This is a genomic window from Haloarcula sp. Atlit-7R (genome assembly GCF_003666065.1).
In the GTDB taxonomy this organism is placed as follows: Archaea; Halobacteriota; Halobacteria; order Halobacteriales; family Haloarculaceae; genus Haloarcula; species Haloarcula taiwanensis.
Genome location: NZ_QXIK01000011.1, coordinates 26,735 through 47,862 on the forward strand (window position 1 = coordinate 26,735; position 21,128 = coordinate 47,862).

General features: G+C 62.5%; 24 protein-coding genes. 13 read left to right on the top strand and 11 right to left on the bottom strand.

Features of this window, described 5'->3' with window-relative positions:
• Positions 1–44 precede the first annotated feature (44 nt).
• Positions 45–518: a hypothetical protein gene (locus tag D3D01_RS17555; protein WP_101351563.1), complete on the bottom strand. Its 474-nt coding sequence runs from the start codon at positions 516–518 to the stop codon at positions 45–47.
• Positions 519–611: 93 nt separating this feature from the next.
• Between D3D01_RS17555 and D3D01_RS17560 the strand changes: the two genes are divergently transcribed.
• Entirely contained in the window at positions 612–1,295 is a 684-nt protein-coding gene (locus tag D3D01_RS17560; protein ID WP_233562779.1) for a hypothetical protein, read from the top strand.
• 62 nt (positions 1,296–1,357) lie between these two features.
• On the opposite strand, the gene D3D01_RS17565 is transcribed toward D3D01_RS17560, so the two are convergent.
• Positions 1,358–1,954 (bottom strand): hypothetical protein, encoded by a 597-nt coding sequence (locus tag D3D01_RS17565; RefSeq protein ID WP_233562780.1) that lies wholly within the window; start codon positions 1,952–1,954, stop codon positions 1,358–1,360.
• Positions 1,955–2,425: 471 nt separating this feature from the next.
• Between D3D01_RS17565 and nth the strand changes: the two genes are divergently transcribed.
• A complete protein-coding gene (nth, locus tag D3D01_RS17570; RefSeq protein WP_121513178.1) occupies positions 2,426–3,121 on the top strand; it encodes an endonuclease III in 696 nt (231 codons plus the stop codon).
• Between the two features lie 39 nt (positions 3,122–3,160).
• Here the strand turns inward: nth and D3D01_RS17575 are convergent, their stop codons facing one another.
• From D3D01_RS17575 to D3D01_RS17605, 7 genes are all read right to left on the bottom strand, one after another.
• Complete coding sequence (locus D3D01_RS17575) at positions 3,161–4,576, bottom strand: sodium-dependent transporter (protein WP_121513136.1); 1,416 nt, start codon at positions 4,574–4,576, stop codon at positions 3,161–3,163.
• Between the two features lie 73 nt (positions 4,577–4,649).
• Positions 4,650–5,330: an IS6 family transposase gene (locus D3D01_RS17580; protein WP_101351631.1), complete on the bottom strand. Its 681-nt coding sequence runs from the start codon at positions 5,328–5,330 to the stop codon at positions 4,650–4,652.
• Positions 5,331–5,505: 175 nt separating this feature from the next.
• Positions 5,506–6,204 (bottom strand): ABC transporter ATP-binding protein, encoded by a 699-nt coding sequence (locus D3D01_RS17585; protein ID WP_101351568.1) that lies wholly within the window; start codon positions 6,202–6,204, stop codon positions 5,506–5,508.
• Positions 6,204–7,010, bottom strand: a complete 807-nt coding sequence (locus D3D01_RS17590; protein WP_121513137.1) for an ABC transporter ATP-binding protein — start codon at positions 7,008–7,010, stop codon at positions 6,204–6,206. The genes D3D01_RS17585 and D3D01_RS17590 overlap by 1 nt, the downstream gene beginning before the upstream one ends.
• Complete coding sequence (gene urtC / locus D3D01_RS17595) at positions 7,010–8,164, bottom strand: urea ABC transporter, permease protein UrtC (protein ID WP_121513138.1); 1,155 nt, start codon at positions 8,162–8,164, stop codon at positions 7,010–7,012. Before urtC ends, D3D01_RS17590 begins: the two co-directional genes overlap by 1 nt.
• Positions 8,165–9,103, bottom strand: coding sequence for an urea ABC transporter, permease protein UrtB (urtB, locus tag D3D01_RS17600; RefSeq protein ID WP_121513139.1), 939 nt, complete (start codon positions 9,101–9,103; stop codon positions 8,165–8,167).
• A gap of 2 nt (positions 9,104–9,105) precedes the next feature.
• Positions 9,106–10,413 carry an urea ABC transporter substrate-binding protein gene (locus tag D3D01_RS17605; RefSeq protein ID WP_121513140.1) on the bottom strand — a complete coding sequence of 436 codons (1,308 nt, stop codon included), beginning with the start codon at positions 10,411–10,413 and terminating at the stop codon, positions 9,106–9,108.
• 629 nt (positions 10,414–11,042) lie between these two features.
• On the opposite strand from D3D01_RS17605, the gene D3D01_RS17610 reads away from it, so the two are divergent.
• From D3D01_RS17610 to D3D01_RS17640, 7 genes are read left to right on the top strand one after another with little or no spacing between them, the layout of a single operon-like run.
• Entirely contained in the window at positions 11,043–11,447 is a 405-nt protein-coding gene (locus D3D01_RS17610; protein WP_121513141.1) for an urease subunit beta, read from the top strand.
• Positions 11,444–13,150 carry an urease subunit alpha gene (ureC, locus tag D3D01_RS17615; protein WP_121513142.1) on the top strand — a complete coding sequence of 569 codons (1,707 nt, stop codon included), beginning with the start codon at positions 11,444–11,446 and terminating at the stop codon, positions 13,148–13,150. Before D3D01_RS17610 ends, ureC begins: the two co-directional genes overlap by 4 nt.
• Positions 13,147–13,533 (top strand): urease subunit gamma, encoded by a 387-nt coding sequence (locus tag D3D01_RS17620; RefSeq protein WP_121513143.1) that lies wholly within the window; start codon positions 13,147–13,149, stop codon positions 13,531–13,533. Before ureC ends, D3D01_RS17620 begins: the two co-directional genes overlap by 4 nt.
• Positions 13,530–14,153, top strand: coding sequence for an urease accessory protein UreG (gene ureG, locus D3D01_RS17625; protein WP_121513144.1), 624 nt, complete (start codon positions 13,530–13,532; stop codon positions 14,151–14,153). Before D3D01_RS17620 ends, ureG begins: the two co-directional genes overlap by 4 nt.
• A complete protein-coding gene (locus D3D01_RS17630) occupies positions 14,153–15,052 on the top strand; it encodes an urease accessory protein UreD (RefSeq protein WP_121513145.1) in 900 nt (299 codons plus the stop codon). The genes ureG and D3D01_RS17630 overlap by 1 nt, the downstream gene beginning before the upstream one ends.
• Positions 15,052–15,618, top strand: a complete 567-nt coding sequence (locus tag D3D01_RS17635; RefSeq protein ID WP_121513146.1) for an urease accessory protein UreE — start codon at positions 15,052–15,054, stop codon at positions 15,616–15,618. The genes D3D01_RS17630 and D3D01_RS17635 overlap by 1 nt, the downstream gene beginning before the upstream one ends.
• Positions 15,615–16,304, top strand: coding sequence for an urease accessory protein UreF (locus D3D01_RS17640; protein ID WP_121513147.1), 690 nt, complete (start codon positions 15,615–15,617; stop codon positions 16,302–16,304). Before D3D01_RS17635 ends, D3D01_RS17640 begins: the two co-directional genes overlap by 4 nt.
• A 101-nt stretch (positions 16,305–16,405) precedes the next feature.
• On the opposite strand, the gene D3D01_RS17645 is transcribed toward D3D01_RS17640, so the two are convergent.
• Both D3D01_RS17645 and D3D01_RS17650 read right to left on the bottom strand, forming a co-directional pair.
• Positions 16,406–16,966 carry a class I SAM-dependent methyltransferase gene (locus D3D01_RS17645; RefSeq protein WP_121513148.1) on the bottom strand — a complete coding sequence of 187 codons (561 nt, stop codon included), beginning with the start codon at positions 16,964–16,966 and terminating at the stop codon, positions 16,406–16,408.
• 1 nt (position 16,967) lies between these two features.
• Positions 16,968–17,408 carry a DUF302 domain-containing protein gene (locus D3D01_RS17650; protein ID WP_121513149.1) on the bottom strand — a complete coding sequence of 147 codons (441 nt, stop codon included), beginning with the start codon at positions 17,406–17,408 and terminating at the stop codon, positions 16,968–16,970.
• 575 nt (positions 17,409–17,983) lie between these two features.
• On the opposite strand from D3D01_RS17650, the gene D3D01_RS17655 reads away from it, so the two are divergent.
• The 4 genes from D3D01_RS17655 (at position 17,984) to D3D01_RS17670 (ending at position 21,118) form a co-directional block, all read left to right on the top strand.
• The gene (locus D3D01_RS17655) at positions 17,984–18,388 is read left to right on the top strand and encodes a helix-turn-helix domain-containing protein (protein ID WP_101351582.1); all 405 of its coding nucleotides are present in this window, start codon (positions 17,984–17,986) and stop codon (positions 18,386–18,388) included.
• A gap of 153 nt (positions 18,389–18,541) precedes the next feature.
• Positions 18,542–18,901: a thioredoxin gene (gene trxA / locus D3D01_RS17660; RefSeq protein ID WP_121513150.1), complete on the top strand. Its 360-nt coding sequence runs from the start codon at positions 18,542–18,544 to the stop codon at positions 18,899–18,901.
• Between the two features lie 249 nt (positions 18,902–19,150).
• The gene (locus tag D3D01_RS17665; protein ID WP_101351584.1) at positions 19,151–19,507 is read left to right on the top strand and encodes a DsrE family protein; all 357 of its coding nucleotides are present in this window, start codon (positions 19,151–19,153) and stop codon (positions 19,505–19,507) included.
• A gap of 189 nt (positions 19,508–19,696) precedes the next feature.
• Positions 19,697–21,118, top strand: a complete 1,422-nt coding sequence (locus D3D01_RS17670) for an FAD-dependent oxidoreductase (RefSeq protein WP_121513151.1) — start codon at positions 19,697–19,699, stop codon at positions 21,116–21,118.
• Positions 21,119–21,128 lie beyond the last annotated feature (10 nt).

Genomic DNA, 21,128 nt, shown 5'->3' on the forward strand with positions numbered 1-21,128 from the left:
TGGGACCTGCTCCCCGCTCCAAGCGATAGACCCGACAGTGGGCATTACTCAGTTTCCTCCCCGTTTTCGACGGCATCAGTGTCTGTGTTTTGATTGTTCCCATCGCTCTCATCATATTTGGCTGTGGGTTCGCCACTCAGTTCGCGTTCACTCTCGTCAATAACGCGGTTCAATTCGTCAGCAGCGTCCTGTTGGAACGTGTTCGCATCAGATCCCAGAGAGATGCCGACTGAAACACCAGCCTGTTCAAGCGAGAGCTCTGGTTGGTCTGTGGGCTCGTCACGTTCCGGAATCGGGACGCTGGGTATTCTGTCAGTATTTTCCGGCTTGCCGAGGTTAGAGTCGGGATGTTGGTTGAACCGGGTAAATGCGAATTCCCAGGACTCTGGAGGGGTGGCCTCGGTGTGATGTGACGCAGAGATGCCTGCGAAGCCGCACGATTCACAGACGATAGCTGTTTGATCAGCGGTCGCAAGCGTATATGTGCTGAGGTCTGAATCGCAGCGGGGACACCACATACCAGAGTATGCGTGTCTCTGCTATACAATGGTTCCGTCAGTTTTCGCCGTCCAGGGAACGAGTTATGAGATGGGCGGCCAATGTTAGAGGCGATGCCGGAGATCGAGATTACGGACACACAACAGGCGGATTTAACATCGGTGCAGGAGGATCTCGAAGACGCGTTCATCAAGACGTACGGTCATATTCGTACGCAGGATGTTGTTGCCTACCTCCTCGATACGTACACACCGCCGGACCGGCTCGAAGACGAGCAAGGCCTGAGTCGTCCCGACTACGAGCGAATCGCCGAAGCTGAGTATCCGGAACTCCAGCGCATCGCATCCGATGTGCCAGAGGTTCCCGGAAGTGGTATTGAAGCCGACGAGATGCGAGGGAAACTGCTCTCGGCGCTTGGGACGAGTGAACTCGCGACGCGCCTTGCAGACATCGAAGCCGACACGAGCGCGAGCAAAGGTACTGAAGAGGGGGAAACTGGTCCAGATAGACCTGGAGAGACGTCGAGCGACGGGCACGGTGGAGCACACGGCGGTGCCCAGACTGGTCCAGCATCCGCTGCCGTCGAAACCGATGACGCAGCCGAACCAACCGAGGCAGCCAACAACAGTCCGGGAGATGCCCTTTCGGTCGCGAACCGTTTACTGACCGAACATGATGAAAAGTGGACTCGGTCGGACGAAAACGACGAACCATACGAAGTCACACTCCCCGATGGGTCGACAGTGAGCGCGCGGACAAAAGACGACGTGCGAAAACTGCTGTTCCAAAACTACTGATCGGACACGCACCGGGAAACGACCATCTCCCCAACGCGCTCTGATGGGGCCACGTCGACGGCTCACGACTCGCTGTCTACTGTGTCCTCGAGGTAGCCGACTCGACACTGCGGACAGACATCACCGGCAAAGAACGACGACTCACTCACAGGGAGTTCGAACGCACACCTTGGGCACGTATATGTGGGATCCGAGTCGGTTGTAGTATTCTCTCCGTCGTCCACTGTGGGCGTGCTCCGGTCCCGGTCGTTTCTACTATCTGGCCCTTCGGATGTTTCAGACGGTGAGTGTGGAGTATCTGTAGCAGCATCGATGATGACTGCATCGTCGCTGTTCAGCGGCGTGGTGCCGGCGTCGGCTGGCTCCTGTGGTTCTGAATCAGACAGGATCACAGCATCGTCAGTCCGTTCTGGTGGTGTCGGTGGAGTCTCCGTCGTAGACGCATCACTCACTTCCGTATCCGAGGGTTGGTCCCCGACCGTGTCCGGCGCAGTCGACGCTGATTCGGGCGACTCGGTCGGGTCCGGTTCCGCCGCCTGCGCCCTGTCTGTCGCTTCGGTCTCGTCTGCTGCGTTCTCTTGCCGTTCCACTGGCTGCCGAGTCTCGGCGCTGTATTCGGCCTTGTCCGGCAGGCCGTCATTTGCGTCAGATTCTTCCATAGTGGATATCAAACCGTGGTTCTCAGAGATATTGCGGATATAGCCACATCGCTGGCAAGACCGGTATTCACGAACGGTTAGAACAGTGCCGCGCTCGCCTTCATCGTACGACTCCTCTATCTTCGAGGCTCCGAAGTCGTGTCCGAATAGTTCACAGCGCATCCCCATGCACGGCTATTTACTTTGCATAGCTAAGAAGGTATTCACAATCAGTGACAACTATGTCTCGTCATACCCGGGCGAGGCCGTCTGTGATTAATCTCCCCCATCGCAAAACACCATGGCTGATACTGAGAGGGACTTGCCCCGGTAGACTGCCCCGACTCCGATCTTGCTGCTGCCTGCTGGCAGTCACGCGGTGAGTGGTATGGCTCTGTCGAAAGTCGCTTCTGCCATGGTTTAGGGGCGTTGTGGATCGAAACCGAACAGCGGGTCAGTGTGTTGAAGTCCGTTCAGTCCGTGTCTCGGAATATGTCGACGATTGAGAAGTGGGATGCCGCCGCTGTTCGTGCCCTCCACGAGGATCTCGTCTCGCTGCATGGCCCCGTCGAACGTACGAGCAACCACGGTGCCGACGCCGACCCTGGCGAAGGGGTTCGACAGCTGGTGACGACGATTCTCTCACAGAACGTGGCCGACGAGAACACGCGCCGAGCCTCCGAGGCGCTGTTTGCGGCGTACGACGACTTCGCAGCCATTGAAGGGGCAGACCACGATACGCTGGCCGACACCATCCGCGTCGCAGGGCTCCCCGACCAGAAGGCGGCCCGTATTCAGCGGGCGCTTGGGGCCATCCGCGAGGAAACCGGCGGTGCCTACTCTCTTGCCTTCCTCGACGCCATGCCCACCGACGAGGCGAAAGGCTGGCTCACCGATATCAAGGGCGTCGGTCCAAAGACCGCCAGCGTCGTCCTGAACTTCCACTTCGGGAAGCCAACAATGGCTGTCGATACCCACGTCGAGCGGGTCTCCAAGCGGTTCGGGCTAGTGCCCGAGTCGGCGACTAACAAGCGCGCCCACGACGAGCTAGACGCCCTCATTCCTGACGAGCTGACCTACCCGCTGCACGTCCTGCTTATTACCCACGGCCGAGAGTTCTGCTCGGCGCGTACTCCCGACTGTGCGAACCCAGTCTGCGAGCGCTACTGCGGTTGTGAGGAGTGTTAGCGCCGGATTCCAGAGCCGGGACAAGTCAAAACAGCCGTCTTACTGCGAACTCAACAGGTCGCTTCGACTTCCGTTTCGAACGACGATAGCCAGGGCGACGGTACCGACGACAGCAATGAGCGCTCGGCCGCCGAGTCCCAGCGACATCCCAGCGAGCGACGCGAGGGTGTTCGTCAACAGGAACAGCACGACAACGGGGAGCACCCAGCTAACGGTTAGAAGCCACGGCTTGGCTACCCATTCGAAACGGTCGGTTCCGGCGCGGAACTCGGCCAGCGCTTCCACGCGCAGCAGCCAGCCGACGATGACAGTGAACGCGAACAGCCCGACAGTCAAGAGGAGGTCGGCGAGCGTGCCGGAGACGAACTGGAACACCGAGCTTGTGAGCGACAGTCCGCTCCCAGTGGCGGCGAGCAGGACCGATACCAGCACCGTCGCCCGGCGTCGCGTGACGCCGAAGCTGTCGACGAGCGTTGCCACCGGCGTCTCAAGCAGGCTGATGCCGCTGGTCACCGCGGCCATCAGCACAGTCGCAAAGAACGCGGTTGCAACGAGTTCGCCGCCCGGAAGCGTCGCAAACGCCGTCGCGAGCGCCACGAACAGCGCACCGGGACCGCCCTGTCCGGGGTCGACGCCCTGTGAGAAAAGCAGCGGGATGACGACCAGTCCGGCGAGGACTCCGATGAACGTGTTTGAGACTGCGATAACGAGCGTATCCCGTGGAAGCGATGCGTTATCGTCGAGATACGAGGCGTAGGTCAGCATGACTCCAGCGCCGAGCGAGAGGGTGAACAGCGCCTGGCCCGCCGCCGGCCCGATGACGCTCAGGAAGTTCGCGGCGAGGTATTCAGCGTCGAAGCTGAGATAGAACGCGTAGCCGGCGGCCGTACCCGGCTGGGTGGCCGTCCACACTGCGAGGCCGAGGAGAATAATCACGACGCCGGGGAGCATCACCTTCGAGACGCGTTCGATACCGTGGCTCACGCCGAAAAAGACGATAGCAGCGACGATACCGAGGAACAGCAGGTGAAAGGCGACCGCGTCGAGCCCGAAGCTCATCGCCCCGAAGTACTGCTGGGGCTGCCCGAAGTAGGCTCCGACCGGCGAGACGAGCGTGTAGCGGAGGATCCACCCGCCGACGACAGAGTAGAACGAGAGGATAACGAGCGTTGTGAGGACGTTGAACGCGCCCAGCCATGACCCCCAGCGGGAGCCGGTGAGTGAGCGCAACGCCGCGGTTGGCGTCTGCCGCCCACAGCGTCCGAGGACGAACTCAGCGAGCAGTCCCGGAACGCCGATGCCGACGACGACGAGCAGATAGACGATGAGGAACGCGCTGCCGCCGTTCCCGGCGGTCAGCCACGGGAACCGCCAGATGTTCCCGAGGCCCGCTGCACCGCCGACAGCGGCAAGCACGAAACCGAGGTTCGAGATCCAAGAATCACGATCGGACATTCGTGTACACGTCTGTACGATGGGTACTCAAGTTCCTGTTGATTCGGTTGCTTGCGTGTAATCAGGGCACTGTCTAGTTCTGTATCTCCTCAGCTGGCGTTTTTCCGTCAAGAGCTTGGATCGGTCGTTCGTGGTTGTAGTGGTGTCTGAACCGTCTGAGCCACTGTTTCGCGCTGGATTGACTGCCCCTCCAAAACGTGTGGAAGCGGTCGATTCGCATGGTCACAGCTTGGAACCATTTTTCGGTGTGGTTCCGGAGTCGATAGTCGAGCCGACCGCTCAAATCGTGGCGTGAGAGGGCAGTCAGATAGCCGCCAGCATCGACGAGAAACACTGTATCGGCAACATCGTGTTTCTGAGTGAGGCGATGCAGGAACGCCGACGCGGGGTCAGTCCCGCGGCGGCTGAACACGTCAACTTCGAGAAGCAGCTTTGATTCGGTATCGACAGCGGCGTACAACCACTTCTTTTCGCCGTCAATCTCGATTTGTTTCTCATCGACTGCGACCCGCAACGGCTGCGCCGTCGGCGGGTCGCCCTGTGCTTCAGACAGTGTATGAACCCAATTCCAGACAGCACCGTGAGAGCGATCGACACCCAGCAAGTCTAAGATCGCAACCGTCTCCCTGATTGACAGCCCCGCAGTATGGAGACGCACCCCAACTTGCCGGACGGATGTCGGGGTGCGCTCATTCTCCCAAATGTCTTGGCTGTCCTCATCTAACGTTTCTCTGAGGAGGTCTGCGAGTTGCATAGGCACTTCTCGCTCCGACCTCCTCGCTTCTCAAACTCGCTCAACTAGACAGTGCCGTAATCAGGAAGTAGTTAGAAACTCAATATGACAGCGCGTCCGAACCGCCATGGGTCGCTCCGTAGGCGACCGCCAGAAGGTCGGTGCCAGCGGTCCAGACCAGCGCCAACAGCCCGTCTCAGACCGCGAGGTACTCCGCAATCGCGTCCTCGTCGGCAATCGTCGACGGGCCGAGTTCGTCGACGACCGTCCCACGCTCCATCGCGTAACAGCGGTCGGCCATCTCACGGATGACGCCGAGGTTTTGCTCGACGAACAGAATCGTCGTCCCGAGGTCGGCGTTGATGGTCTGCATATCCTGGCTGATCTGATCGACAATAGAGGGCTGGATGCCCTCGCTGGGCTCGTCGAGCAGGAGCAGGTCGGGGTTCGAGACCAGTGCGCGGCCGATGGCGAGCATCTGCTGTTGCCCGCCCGAGAGCGTGCCAGCCTCCTGGCTGGCCCGCTCTTCGAGTACGGGGAAGTAGTCGTATATCTGGTCGTACAGCGTTTCATCGCTGTCAGACCGAATGGTCTCACCCATTTTGATGTTCTGTTCGACAGTTAGCTTTGGGAACACGTCCCGGCCCTGCGGGATATAGCCGATTCCGGCCCGGGCGCGCTCGTCGGCGCTCGCGTGGGTCACATCCACGCCGTCGTAGCGGATAGTCCCCTCGCTGGACTCCAGTAAACCCATCACCGTCTTCAGGAGCGTCGTCTTGCCGACGCCGTTTTTTCCCATCACGCCGACGATTTCCCCCTCCTCGACAGAGAGGTCCACGTCCCGCAGTATCGGCGTCGTGTCGTAGGCAGCGGAAACGTCGTCGAGTTCGAGCATCACGACTCACCACCCAGATAGATCCGCTGGACCTCCGGGTCGGATTCGATTTCCGCAATCGCTCCCTCGCGGAACACCTCGCCGTTGTGCAGGACGGTCACTTCCTCGGCGATGCTCGCGACGAAGTCGGTGTCGTGTTCGATGACGATGAAGGCAATCCCTTTCTCCTCGTTGAGCCGTCTGATCCGCTCGGCGATAGCTTCGCGCTCGGCCACGTCGAGGCCGGCGACCGGCTCGTCCAAGAGGAGGAGGTCGGGTTCGAGCGCGGCAGCCATCCCGATTTCGAGTTGCTGTTGCTGGCCGTGTGAGAGCTGGCCGGCTTCGACGTCCTCGTAGCCGGTGAGACCAGCAGCCCCGATGGCCTCGGCGACAAGCCGCCGTCGTTCCTCCCCGTCGGCGAACTGCTGGACGGGGAGTCTGACGTTCTCTCTAACGCTCAGGTCACCGTACACGGACGGGACCTGGAACTTCATACTGATGCCGCGTGACACCCGCTCGTGTGGTTCGAGGTCGGTGATATCGTGGCCGTTGTAGTAGATACTGCCGTCACTCGCCTCGTAGGTACCGGTAATCAGGTTCAGTAATGTTGACTTGCCAGCGCCGTTTGGACCGATGAGACACCGTAGCTCCCCTTCGGCGACCGAGAAGTCCACGTCGTCAGTAGCGGTGAACCCGCCGAACTGTTTGACGAGCCCGTCGGTCTGCAGCAGTGTCTCGGTTCTGTCGCCCGTTGCCAGTTCCGCAGCGGTCTGCCGGACGTTCGGTCCAAGCGGGTCGATGTCGGATTCGGTTTCAGTATCACTCATTAGTCACTCACCTCACTCGGCGCATCGGGTGTGTCGGCTCCACCGGCTTCGCCCGGTCCGAGTCGAGTTTCGACGATCTGCTCGTGGAGCCACGGAACGAGACCGCTCGGAAGAACCAGAATCGTCACTAGCAACAGAGTGCCAAGCAGGACCAGCGCCAGCTCACCCGCCATCGAGATGCGGAGGTATTCGATGGCAAGCGTTGCGACAACGGCCCCGAGCAAGCTCTTTCGGCCGCCGATACTCACCCAGATGACCGGCAGCGTCGCGAACAGCAGCGAGAACACGGTCGGGTCGATGTAGACGTTTCGTGCGGCGTACAGCACGCCGGACAGGCCCGCCAGCGCGCCGCCGAGCGTGAACACGACGAACTTGACGCGGGTCACGTTGTAGCCGAACATTTCGGTTCGGTCCTCGTCCTCGCGGACGGCGACCATCACGCGACCGTAGTCAGAATTGACGAGGGCTCGCAATGCGAGGTACGTCCCGACCAACAACACTAGGACGAGGTAGTAGAACGGACTGATCTCAAACGCTCCGATGCCGATTACCCGCATCGGGAACGGGTTGTAAATGAACTGGTACGACAGCCCACCGACACCGAGAGTCAACAGCGGGATGTCCGGCATCCCGTTGAACCCGCCCAGCGCCGCCTCGCCGATGGCCCACTCTGACCCGGCAGTCTGAGCCATGAACGTGTGCATCACGATTGTCGAGACGAGGGTGATGATGGTCACGTAGACATCTCGCACCCCGCCGTAGAACATGAAGTAGCCCAGTATTGCTGCGCTGAGGCCACCGCCGACGATACCGGCGACGACGGCGGCCGTAATCCCACCCGGGGTCGCAAAGTTGATCGAGACGACGCCGAACGTGTAGGCTCCGATGCCGAAGAAGACGACCTGCCCGAAGCTCAGCACGCCTGAGTAGCCCCAGACAACCGACAGCGAAAGCCCCAAAAGAGCCAGCACCATGAACAGCGACAGCTGGGAGCTGTCACCGAAGGCTGGGTAGACGGCGAGCGCCGCTACAGCGGCGGCGAAGCCACCCCAGAACCCGCGGGATTCCCCGATGGTGTTTGGCCCCTCGAACCGACTGCGGAGCCGACCCGGAAGCGACCTGTTCGCCTCGCCGTTTGCACTGTTTCTCGCCATCTAGTCGCTCTCCTGTCTCCGTTTCCGCAGTTGGTCGATGAAGCCGGTGATGCCGTTAGGGAGAAACCGTAGGGCGATCAGCGCAGCAACGAGCAGCGCGATACGGCCGATGAACGTCCCGTAGAGATTCGAGAATGTGGCCAGAATCGCCCCGAGGACACCCCCCGACAGCGCGGTCCCGAGGACGACGCTCGGCCCCCCGACGACGACGGCGACGAACGCCTCAACCAGAAACTGGTCGCCCAGCGTCGGCTGCATCGAGATGACCGGCGCGAACAGCGCGCCGGTCAGTCCCGCCAGCGAGGAGCCGATTCCGAACGTCAGCATGTACATCCGGTCGGTGTTGACGCCCATGGCCTGTGCCGTTTGCTTGTCCTGTATCGTTGCCCGGGCACGCATCCCGAAGTCCGTCCGAGTGAACAGGTAGTAGGTGACCAGGAGCAGCCCGATGCTGACGCCGGCCAGGACGATTCGGTACGACGAGTACGAGAACTCCCCGTACGATATCGCACCGAACGGCGTGGCAATCTGGTCGATGGAGTTCCCGAAGCGTATCCGAGCGCCTTGTGTCAGTATCAGGCTAAGCCCGAAGGTGGCGACCATGGAATCGGCCAGTCGGTCGTACAGCGGCTCGATGATGTCACGGCCGAGCGCCCGCTGGCTGACATAGTTGGGCCACGCTCCGGAGATTATCACCCGCTCAGTCAGAATCCCGAAGAGGCCGGTGACCAGACCGCCGACAAGCATCGCCACGACGAGCGGGAGTCCGAGTTGCGTCACGGCCAGCGTCGCAGTGTAGGCCCCGATAAGAATGAACTCCCCGTGTGCCAGGTTGATGATGCCCATGATGCCGAAGATGATGGCCAACCCCGCCGCGGCGAGCACGATGAACGCGAAGCTATCGAGGAACTGTAACGCGAGGTTGATCCCGTTTACCATCCCTACTCGGCCTCCTCGTAGTAGTCGACCGGGGTGTACTGGGTCTGCTCCGGGCTCTCGGGGAGGTTACAGCCGGCCGTCTCCGAGAGGAACGTCTCGGGAATCTGGCGGTTCTCGACGGCCTCGATGTTGTGCTCCTCGTCGGCGCGCATAATCCACATGTGGTGGTCGACGTGGTGGGTCGCGCCGTCGAGCCTGATAGTCTCGCCCTCGGGCGCTTCGGGGGCCTCCTCGGTGCCGAGTTCGATGCCCGATTCCAGGGCGTCGATGACTTCCGGCTGTTCGGTGGTCCCGGCCTGCTCGACGGCCTTCTTGTACATGTACGTCGAGAAGTAGTTGGTCTCGGCCTCTTCGTTGAGGTAGGGTGCGTCGGGGTACATCTCGAAGTACCGGTCGACGAAGCCGCCGTCACCAGTATTGCTCTCGGTCGGCACCTCCTCCATGTAGTTGACGCCGGCGTAGATGTTTGCCATCGCGGGCGGGTCGAGCCGACGGTGCTCGTACCCCTGTGCCATCGCCGTTGACGTGCCGATAGGAATGTCGAGGCCGGCCGAGGCCTTCTGTTCGTAGAACGACGTGTGGTTCGCCCCGACAAGCATCGACATGACGAAATCCGGGTCCGCCTCCTGAATCCGGTTGATGGTCGACCCGAAGGAGGACTCGCTCAGCGGGATGAACTCCTCGCCGAGGAAGTTCGCGTCGTTTTCGTTCGCCAGCACCTTTACCCAGTCCGCAGAGAGCTGGCCGAAGTTGTAGTCGGCCGCGATGGTGTAGATGTCCGGGCCGAACTCCTCGACCAGGTACGGGAGGACGATGCCGAGTTGCTGGCGGGCGGTCGGGCCGACCGCGAAGGTGAACTCGTCGCAGACGCCGCCCTCGTACTGGGTGGTGTAGAAGTACAGCTGTTCGTTGCGGTCGATAATCGGGCGGATGGCCTCCCGAGTCGCCGAAGAGTAGCCGGCCCACAGCGCGTCGACGTTCTCCTCGTTTATCGCCGTGCGAGTCAGTTCCTGGTAGCGCTGGTTGTCCGACTGAGGGTCGCGCTGGAACGTCTCTATCTGCTTGCCGTCGATGCCGCCGTTGGCGTTGATTTCCTCGATGGCGAGCATCGACGCCTTGGCCTTCGGGTCGCCGACGAGGGCGAAGTTCCCGGACTGGTCCTCCAGCACGCCGATTTTGAGCGTATCAGTACTGCTTGCGGTGTCCGTAGAAGTCCCACCTTCACCGGCGGAACAGCCGGCGAGGCCGGTGACGAGTGCGGCCCCGCTCGCGCCGAGGAACTGGCGGCGACTGAGAGTGGACCGGCTCATGCTTTCACATCCGAGACTAGGTTTTTGTTAGGATTGTTACTTCCATTATCTTTGGTCATCTCTCGTTCTTTACTCAGGATATCCGAACGTTCGTCCATGATATCGTTCACAGTGTTGCCGTCTGGGAGGTAGCAAATAAGGTTTACCACTCTTATCTTATATTGTCCACCACACACTCTTGATAGTATAAGGTCGTCAAAGGATATGACGAATAGTCGCCGTACCCATCAATATTAGAGTTTAAGTTTGAATTGTTTCATAACTCCATCTCCCATTATTCGATGCGGAAAAAGTAGAAATCAAAGTGTTATTTTTTCACAGCGAATTACCTCGCCGCTGTCAGGCAGTTTTGCGCTCTCAGTCCGCAGATCACCCGTCATATCCTCGCCCGCGTCACTGGAGCAATCGCTGTCGGCACAGACGACAGACTGGACGTGAGTCGTGTTGACTCCCGGAAGTAGGACAGTTCGATAGTCGAACCCCTTTATCTGGGTCCGAAAATTTATTATTTAATCCAGTTCTCGACATAGGGGCGTCACTTGCGCAGAGAGCAATCATTTTAGTATGCGTATTCAAAGAAAGGGGCAGATGATAGACAAACAGTCAGAAATGCGCGGGGCGGTGGCGCGATGAGTGACGGACTCGTTCCCGGCGAGGTCATCCCGGACGAAGGGACAGTGACGCTGAACGAGGGCCGGGAAACGACCGAGGTGACCGTCGGGAACACTGGCGACAGACCCTCACAGGTCGGGTCCCACTTCCACTTCTTCGAGGCTAATGCAGCCCTAGAGTTCGACCGCGAAGCGGCCATGGGGATGCGGCTGAACATCCCCGCCGGGACGGCCGTCCGGTTCGAACCCGGCGACGAGCAGACCGTCGAACTCGTCGAAATCGGCGGGAAGCGCCGCGCCCACGGGATGAACGGCCTCGTGAACGGGAGCGTCGACGGCGACACGAGCGACGCGGTCGAGCGCATGCGCGCGGCCGGATTCGGGGACACCAGGACCGACAACGACGAGGAGGGAGCGGAGTGACACGCGACATCGACCGCGAGAACTACGCCGAACTGTACGGGCCGACGGAGGGCGACAAAGTCCGACTCGGCGACACGGAACTGTTCGCCGAGGTCGAGGAAGACCTGCGGACCCACGGCGACGAGGCGGTGTTCGGTGGCGGCAAGACCCTCCGTGACGGGCTGGGCATGGCACCCGGCGTCACGCAGGCGGAGGGCGCGCTCGACTGGGTGCTGACGAACGCGACGATTATCGACCCCGTGCTGGGCATCGTCGCCGCCGACATCGGCATCCGGAACGGCGAAATCGCCGGCATCGGGAAGGCCGGCAACCCCGACACGATGGACGGCGTCGACATGGTCGTCGGCCCGTCGACGGACGTGTACCCGGCCGAGGGGAAGGTCGCGACCGCCGGGGGCCTGGACATCCACATCCACTTTAACTCCGCACAGCTCCACGAACACGCGCTGTCGGGCGGTATCACGACGATGCTCGGCGGCGGGTACGGGGGCGGCGCGACGACGACCACGACCGGCCCGGAGAACATCAAGCGCTTCCTGCAGGCAGCCGAGGCGTGGCCGGTCAACGTCGGCTTCTACGGGAAGGGCAACGCTTCGGAACCGGGACCGCTCCGCGAGCAGGTCGCAGCCGGGGCTTGCGGGCTGAAACTCCACGAGGACTGGGGGTCGACGCCCGAGACCATCGATACCTGCCTGGGAGTCGCCGAGGACGAGGACGTGCAGGTCTGTATGCACACGGACACGCTGAACGAGGCGGGCTTCCTGGAGAACACCTTCGGGGCCGTCGACGGCCGGACCATGCACCTGTTCCACATCGAGGGTGCGGGCGGCGGCCACGCGCCGGACATCATGGAGATGGTCGGCGAGCCGAACATGCTCCCGTCGTCGACCAATCCGTCGATGCCCTACACCGACAACACGTTCGACGAGCACCTGGACATGGTGATGGTGTGTCACCACCTCAACCCCGACGTGCCAGAGGACGTGGCCTTCGCAGAGTCGCGGGTGCGGGCGGAGACCATCGCCGCCGAGGACGTCTTGCACGACATGGGGGCCATCTCGATGATGACCTCCGACTCACAGGCGATGGGGCGGATGGCCGAGGTCATCCCGCGCACCTGGCAGACCGCCTCGAAAATGAAGTCCCAGCGCGGGCCGCTCCCCGAGGACGAGGGGACCGGCGCGGACAACCACCGCATCAAGCGCTACATCTCGAAGTACACCATCAACCCCGCCATCTCCGCGGGCATCGACGAGTACGTCGGGACGCTGGAACCGGGGAAACTGGCCGACATCTGCCTCTGGGACCCGGCCTTCTTCGGCGTCAAGCCGGCGATGACGTTCAAGGGCGGCTTTCCGGTCCACTCCGAGATGGGCGAGGCCAACGGCTCGCTGATGACCTGCGAGCCCATCATCCAGCGCGAGCGGGCCGGCGCGGTCGGCAAGGCCAGACACGCCCTCTCGCTGTCGTTCGTCTCCCCGGCGGCCGCCGAGGCCGGCGTCGGCGAGGAGTACGGGCTCGACTCCCGCGTCGTGCCGATAGAGGGCGCGCGAACGCCCGGCAAAGACGACATGGTGTACAACGACTACTGCCCCGACGACATCGAGGTCGACCCCGAGACGTTCGAAGTTCGGGTCGACGGCGAACACGTCACCTGCGAACCGTCCTCCGAACTACCACTCGCACAGCGGTACCTGCTATGAAACTCACAGCCAAAGAACAGGAGCGACTCACGGTCTTTACCGCCGCAGAGGTCGCGCGACGCCGCAAGGAACGCGGCGTCCCGCTGAACCACCCCGAAGCCGTCGCCTACATCAGCGACTGGTGCATCGAGCGCGGCCGCGACGGTCAGTCCGTCGCCGAAATCCGGTCGGGCGCGTCGAAACTGCTCGGCCGCGAGGACGTGATGGACGGCGTCCCGGAGATGATAGACATGATTCAGGTCGAGCCGGTGTTCCCCGACGGGACGAAACTGGTCACGGTCCACGACCCGATTCGCTCCGACAGTGTCGGGACCGCCGACGACGATGCACCTGAGGGAGAGACGGCGACCGATGGCGGAGACTCAGCGAGGACAGACGAATGAGTCTCACACATCGGGACGTGGCGACGGTCGGCATCGGCGGCCCGGTCGGCTCCGGGAAGACGTCGCTGTTGACCGCGCTCGTCCCGAAACTGCGCGATCAGGGCCTGGACGTGGGCGTCATCGCCAACGACATCCTGACCCAGGAGGACGCCGACGTGCTCCGCGAGCGGTTCGCCGGGGTCGTCCCCGAGGACCTCGTGGCCGGCGTCGAGACCGGCGCGTGCCCGCACACGGGCATCCGCGAGGACCCGTCGATGAACCTCCAGCAGATAGACGCCTTCCTCGCCGAGCACCCGGAACTGGACCTCGTGTTGGTCGAGAGCGGCGGCGACAACCTCGCGGCGACGTTCAACCCCGAACTCGCCGACTACTCGCTGTACGTCATCTCCGTCGCCGAGGGCGAGGACATCCCCCGCAAGCGCGGGCCGGGGGTCGTCGACTGTGACCTGCTCGTCGTCAACAAGACCGACCTCGCGCCCCACGTCGGCGTCGACCTCGACGTGATGGAGCGGGACGCCGACGAGGTCCGGGACGGCCCCGTCGTCTTCACCAACTGCAAGGACGAGACAAACGTCGACGAGGTGCTGTCACACGTCCGGGAGGGGGTGCTGTTCGCCTGATGGCCGCCGACGCGCCCCATCCGGCGTTCGAGGGGTACGCGACCGAAGCCGTCCCGCAGGCCGCCGTGGGGTCGCCCGGGAAAGACGGCGTCCTCGAACTGACCTTCGAGCGGACCGGCGACGGGACGACCCTGGTCCACGACTACGCGACGGTCCCGTTCCACATCTCGGGGACGCTGGGCCACGACCCCCTCCCCGAGGCCGACACCGTCTTCGTCCAGTCGCCGACCGGCGGCGTCGCACAGGGCGACCGCCACGACGTGACCGTCGAGGTCGGCGAGGACGCCGTCGCCCACGTCTCGACCCAGAGTTCGACGAAGGTCCAGACGATGACGTGTAACTACGCCGCCGCCGAGACGACCCTCAGCGTCGGTGCCGACGCCCACCTGGACTACGTGCCCGAGCCGACGATTCTCCACGCCGACTCGCGGTACCTGCAGGAGCTGTCGGTCGAGCTGGCCCCCGGCGCGACCGCCGTCGTCAGCGACGTCGTCGTCCCCGGACGACTCGCCCGCGGCGAGCGCTTCGAGTTCGAGCGGTACCTCTCCCGCGTGCGTGCAGACGGGCCGGACGGCCTCCTGTTCGAGGACGCGACGCACCTGACGCCGGCCGACGGCGACCCGACGGCCCCCGGCGTCCTCGGCGAGTTCACCGTCTACGGGACGGCGTTCGTCCTCGCGCCCGACCGCGACGAGGGGGAACTGAGCGACGCCTTGCACGCAGTCGTCGCCGACGGCGAGGCCCGGGCCGGCGCGACGGCGCTCCCGAACGGTGCCGGCGTCGCGGTCCGTGCCCTCGGCGACCGGGCCGAGACCGTGCAGTCGACGCTGCACGCGGCCTGGGACCACGCCCGACGGGAGTTGCTAGACGCGCCCGCGCCGTCCGGGAGGAAGTACTGATGCTGGTCGCGGACACCTACCTAGGCCACCGCGACGACGAGGCCGTCGCCGATGCGGTCGACGCGTCAGACCACGCGGCAGTCGTGCTCTCAGACACCGAGCGGCGGCGCTCGCGGGTGCGCACCGAGACAACGGCCGGCCGAGACCTCGGTATCGTGGTCGCCCGCGACCTCGCGGACGGCGACGTGCTGGAAGCCGAGGACGGCACCCTCGTCGTCATCGAACTCGCTGCGGTCGAGGCTCTGGTGCTCGATTTCGCCGACAGCGACGTGTCATCGACCGCGGCGCTGGAACTCGGTCACGCGGTCGGGAACAGACACTGGAACCTCGCGGTCCGCGGCGAGGAGGCCCTGTTCTCGGTCACTGAGTCGAAATCGAGGATGGAAGCCGCGGTCGCCGACCTGCTCCCCGGGGACGTGCCGACGCGGTACGAGCACGTGCCGCCGACCACCTTTGACGATGACGAGGTCGACCACACCCACGGTGACGGGGGTCACGGAGGCCACAGTCACGGCGGCCACGCCCACGACCACGGCGTCCGTACTATCGACGGAGAAGAGCAGTGAGCGACGCTGCAACGCTCGAATCGTTCCGGCTGGCGGATTCGTTCTTGCCGGTCGGGACCTACACTGTCTCCTACGGGCTGGAACAGTTCATTCAACACGACCGGGTCGAGGACGCGACCGACCTCGAAGCGCTCCTGTCGACGTACCTCCGCCGGCAGGTCGGCCCCGCCGAACTCGTCGCGCTCCGGGCGGCACACGCCGCCGCCACCGAGGGCGACCTCGACGAGGTCTGCCGGGCCGACCGACGGCTCTCGGCCGTGACGCTGGCCGCGGAGTTCCGCGAGAGCGCACAGCAGTCCGGCGACCGACTGCTCTCACTCCAGACGGAACTGTGCGACGAGGCCATGCTGGACCGCTACGCGGAGCGCGTCGACGCCGACGACGCGCCCGGGAACTACGCCGTCGTGCTCGGCGTTGCGACGGGACTGGCCGGCGTCGCCGTCCGCGAGGCCTGCCTGCTGTGCTGTCACGGCTTCGTCACCGGACTGCTCGGCGCGGCTCAGCGGCTCCTCTCGCTTGGCCACACGGACGCCCAGCGGATTCTGGACGACCTGCAGCCGGTGATGACGGCCGCAGTCGAGGAAAGCGCGGACCGGGGGCTGGACGAGATGGCTCCGTTTGCCCCCCTCGTAGACGTACTGGCCGCCGATCATGAACGGGCAGAGCGCCGGCTGTTCGCCAGTTGACGGCCAGACGTTCGAGCGCAACAGGTCGGCCAGTACTGTTCCCGGACAGGCTCTCAGAGGAAAGAAGAAACCGGGGGAGTTCGGGTATCAGGGCTGGCCCGTTATTCAGCACTCGCGACGAGCAGAAATGTCTCCGGCCGCACAGCCGCGAACTCAACCGTGAACTCGTGCTGTCGGAGCGCGTCCGTCGCCTCGTCAACGGAAAATCGTTCATCGACGGGCGGCCCACTGTGACCACTGCCGGAAGCCGCCCAATCGGCGACAGCGAACGTTCCGCCAGATTTGAGCACTCGTGCAACCTCGTTTAGCGCCCCGTCGCTAGCGAACTCGTGGTACGTCATCGTCGAGAACGCCCCATCAAGACTGGCAGTATCGAACGGGAGGTCATCGACCGCGCTCGTCACAAGATCGACGTTGTCGGGGACGCCTTTCTCCCGGTAGTAGTCGTGCATCGCCTCCTGGATATCCACGGCGTACACGTGGTCAACGGCCGAAGCAACATCGTCGGTGTAGAAACCAGTCCCACTCCCGAGATCCGCGACCGCCTCGCCCCTACTGGCCGACAACGCCCAGCGGAGCTCTTCCGCAGAGAGAAATCGGTACCGTTGCTGTGCGTCTTCGAGCTTGTCGGCCCGGTCGGCGTCGAACGTGTGATACCCCATGTTAGAGGTTCTGGAACGCCTCGTCAACGATTTCGCCGGTGTCAGCCACGATGTCTGCCATCTCCTCGTTGTCGGGTGCCATTCCAACGAGGCGAGCAATACGCATAATCGAAACGTGATAGACGCGCTGTTGTTCGGGTTCTTCCTCCCAGATGACGACGTTGCAGGCCATGAGTGCGCCGAGCTTGTTGTCCGTCGCGTCGAGAGCACGGTCAGCGACCTCGGGATTGCAGGCACCCAGCACGTAGTATGGGTCACGGTCCGCGTCAATCTTCTCGTTGAGCATCTCAGACGGCGAGAATTCGACGGGGACCCCGAATCCAGCGTCGGTAAACACGTCCCGGACGTGTTCGATAGCGTCCTCGTGGCTCATTTCGAGCGTCGCCTGTTGTTCACCGATGTCTTCAGGGTCGATCTGACTCGGGTCGATAGGGAGCGTCATTCGTGTATTGTATTGTGGCTACAGAACAAAATCTCTTCGGGTGCACGTCAGCGGCGTGAGCCGTTCTCGCAGATCTTGAATCAGACGAATCGGTCGCTACATGTTGAGGGTGTGACTGTCATCTGTGGGCTGAATATAGGTATCGTCCAGCCACTCAGGAGTGATGTAGATGTAGAGTGGCACGGAAACTGCGCCGTGAGCGAGTGCTACCGAGCTACTGCGCTGGGTCTGTCCTTGGAATCCCGCGCCAACGCTCTCAGGGAGAACCGGTCGTGTAAAAAGTGGGCAGCAATACCACAAATACAGTGGTATCAAAGGTTCAGCCACGGGTACGACTCAATCGTTCTCCGCCACAAAGACGACATGAGCGGTTGAGTAAGCAGCACCGGGTGTGTCGAGGCCGGGGAGTGAAACTGGCACGACACCGCGACGGGGGAGACTGCCTTGACGGTAAAAGTCGTGTCACTTGTATGACTGTGCTCCCACCCACCCGTTAGCTAGCAGCTTTTGCGTGCATTTGTGCGAACTGTACACAAGTCTTTTAACCGCGTAGCGGCTACGAAGACGTGATAACAATGCCAGATTCGATGTCTGAACAACTCCGACAGGACATGCAGTGCGAGGGGCTATTGGAATGTTTCCACGGCCTCAAGGAACTCGATAAAGAGTGCTTTCGAGCGCTCGTCGAGGCTGACGAACCGCTGACCGTCGACGAGCTCGCCGAAGCAGTCGACCGAGAGCGCTCGACCGCGTATCGCGCCGTCCAGCGGCTCCTCCAGACGGGCTTCATCGAGAAAGACCAGATCAACTACGATCAAGGCGGCTACTACCACGTCTACTCGCCGACAGACCCGTCACAGATCGCAGACGAGATGCAGCGGATGCTCAACGACTGGTACGCAAAGATGGGTCAACTGATTCAGGAGTTCGAAAACAAGTACGAACAGGCTGAGTCCACGGCCCCTACTGTCGAAAGCTAACGACGCCCCTCTATCGTACCCTGGCTCCCGCGCCGCGTCGATTTGTACCTGTGGCGACGTATATTTTTACGATGCCTGTCCGGCATTCAGTAATTCATAATATTGTGCTTTCTGTGCAAACACTTATTTATCGCAAACGCCTACGATATATCGATGACAACCGATACTCCGTCCGACACCGATATGGCCGCGACGAACGAGCCGCTTCACATTGACGGATCGGACCACCTCAACGGTGTCGTCGGCAAGCACGATGTCGTTCTCGTGGATTTCTATGCCGACTGGTGTGGCCCGTGCCAGATGCTCGAACCGGTAGTCAAGACGCTAGCCGCGGAAACCGATGCGACCGTAGCCAAGGTTGATGTCGACGCCAACCAGCAACTCGCTCAGTCGTATGGTGTCCGGGGCGTCCCGACACTCATCCTGTTCGCCGACGGTGAGCAGGTCGAAGAGATTGTCGGCGTCAAAGGCGAAGCTGACCTCCGAGCGCTTATCGAGTCCTACGCTGAATAGAATCGCATTTCTACACCGTCGAATAAGGAGAGTATCGCGACGACTGAGTCGAGCACGTGAGGCCGACCACCGTCGACGACGAGTCTGAGAAGGCGAGTCGCCCGCCATCCGCCAGCACGCGGTTGCCCTCTGTGGGCTCAGTTCACTCACTGTCCGACTGATCTTGGCTTATAAATACTTGGTGCGAGTTCAACTCCGGTGCACGCACCCACTCGTAATATATTGTCGGCTCCGCTATTACTTCACGTAATGACAAAAGCAGCCATCATCATCCTCGCAGGGACGGAGGGACACGAAAACCTCGGCCGGCTCGCAAACGGCCTCGAAGCCGCAGCGGAGTTCGCACAGAACGATGAAGACGACCTCGAACTCATCTTCGACGGGGCCGGAACACAGTGGATTCCGGAACTCGAAGACGAGGACAGCGACTACCACGAACTGTATCAGAGTCTCAAGGATGACGTGGCAGTCTGTGACTACTGTTCCGGCGCGTTCGGCGTCGAAGACGCCGTCGACGACGCCGGGCTTGTCACGCTGGACGACCACGACGGCCACCCGAGCATCCGCTCACTCGTCGACGACGACTACGAGGTCATCACCTTCTAATTCCGACAGCAGAGGTCCAATCGCGCTGTATCGACCCACAGCGCGGCTGAATCGAAGGCCGTCCATGTCTTTCACGGGAACCACCGGACAGCCAATTCGAATCCGCTCCGGACACAAATATTCACAGTGGTCTCTGCAGTTACCCATTTCTCACTCAACACTAAGTACTGCAGCGACGCAACGGACTGTATGACAGACCCGTTCGTAGTCATCGGTGGCGACGCAGCCGGGCTAAGCGCCGCGAGCAAGTTCGCCCGTGAGGCACCGGACCGTGGCGTGATTGTCTTCGAGAAGGGTGAGTGGGTGTCCTACGCCCACTGCGGGACGCCGTACTACGTGAAGAGAACTGTCGAGCGGCTGACTGACCTCCTCTCGCTGTCGCCCGAGCAGGCGGCCGAACGAGGTATCGACCTTCGCCGGGACCACGAGGTCGTCAGCGTCGATACCGATGCCGAGACGGTCACCGTCGCGCACGACGGCGAGACGTTCGACCAGCCATACGGCGATCTGCTCGTCGCGACAGGTGCACACGCCGTGACTGGACCGATCGCAGGGGCGGACCTCGACGGCGCGTTCACGATGCACGGGCTGGACTCGGCCGCCGCAGTCCGCGCCGCGCTGTCCGGACCTGACGACGACGCCGTCGACACGAGTATCGAATACGTCGATACGGCGCTCGTGAAAAAGTATACCGACTGGGAGCCACCCGAGCGCGTCGCCATCGTCGGCGGCGGCTACGTCGGCGTGGAGATGGCCGAGGCGTTCCGCGCCCACGACGTGGAGACGCACCTCTTCCAGCGGTCGGGCCACCTCCTGCCGCCGTTCGGGGAAGCAGTGGGCGAGCGCGTTGCCGACCACCTCCGGGAGCAGGGCGTGACGCTGCATCTGAACACCGCTGTAGACGAACTCGTCGGCGACGAAAACGGGCGTGTTGCGTCAGTCGCTCACGACAGCGGCACCACCGATATGGGCCTCGCACTGGTCGGTATCGGCATCCGGCCGAACACCGCACTCGTCACAGACACACCGGTTGAACTGGGCGGTTCCGGGGCGATAGCGGTCGACGAGTACGGGGCGACGAACGTCGATGGCGTCTACGCCGCCGGGGACTGCGCCGAGGACCGCCACGCCGTGACCGATGCGCCCGACTGGGTTCCGCTCGGACTGACTGCGAACCGGGCCGGTCGCGCAATCGGGCAGACCGTCGCTGGTGACCCCTCCCTCGTCGGCGATATCGCCGGGACAGCCGTCGTGAAGGCGTTCGACCTCGAATGCGGGCGCGTCGGCCTCCTCGACCACGAAGAGGCCAGCGCTGCCGGGTTCGACCCGGTATCGAAAACAGTCACCGCCGGCTCCCGGTCAGGGTACTACCCCGGCGGCGACGACACCGACGTGACACTGGTCGCAGACCGGAAGAGCGGTCGCCTGCTGGGCGGTGCAATCGTCGGCGAAGACCGTGCGGCGATACGTATCGACACGCTCGCGACGGCCATCGAGGCTGATATGACTGTCGACGAACTGGAACGACTTGACCTGGCGTACGCGCCGCCGTTCAGCCCCGTCTGGGACCCGGTGCTGGTCGCCGCGAAGGTGCTCAACGGACACCTCTAGGGGCCACGGC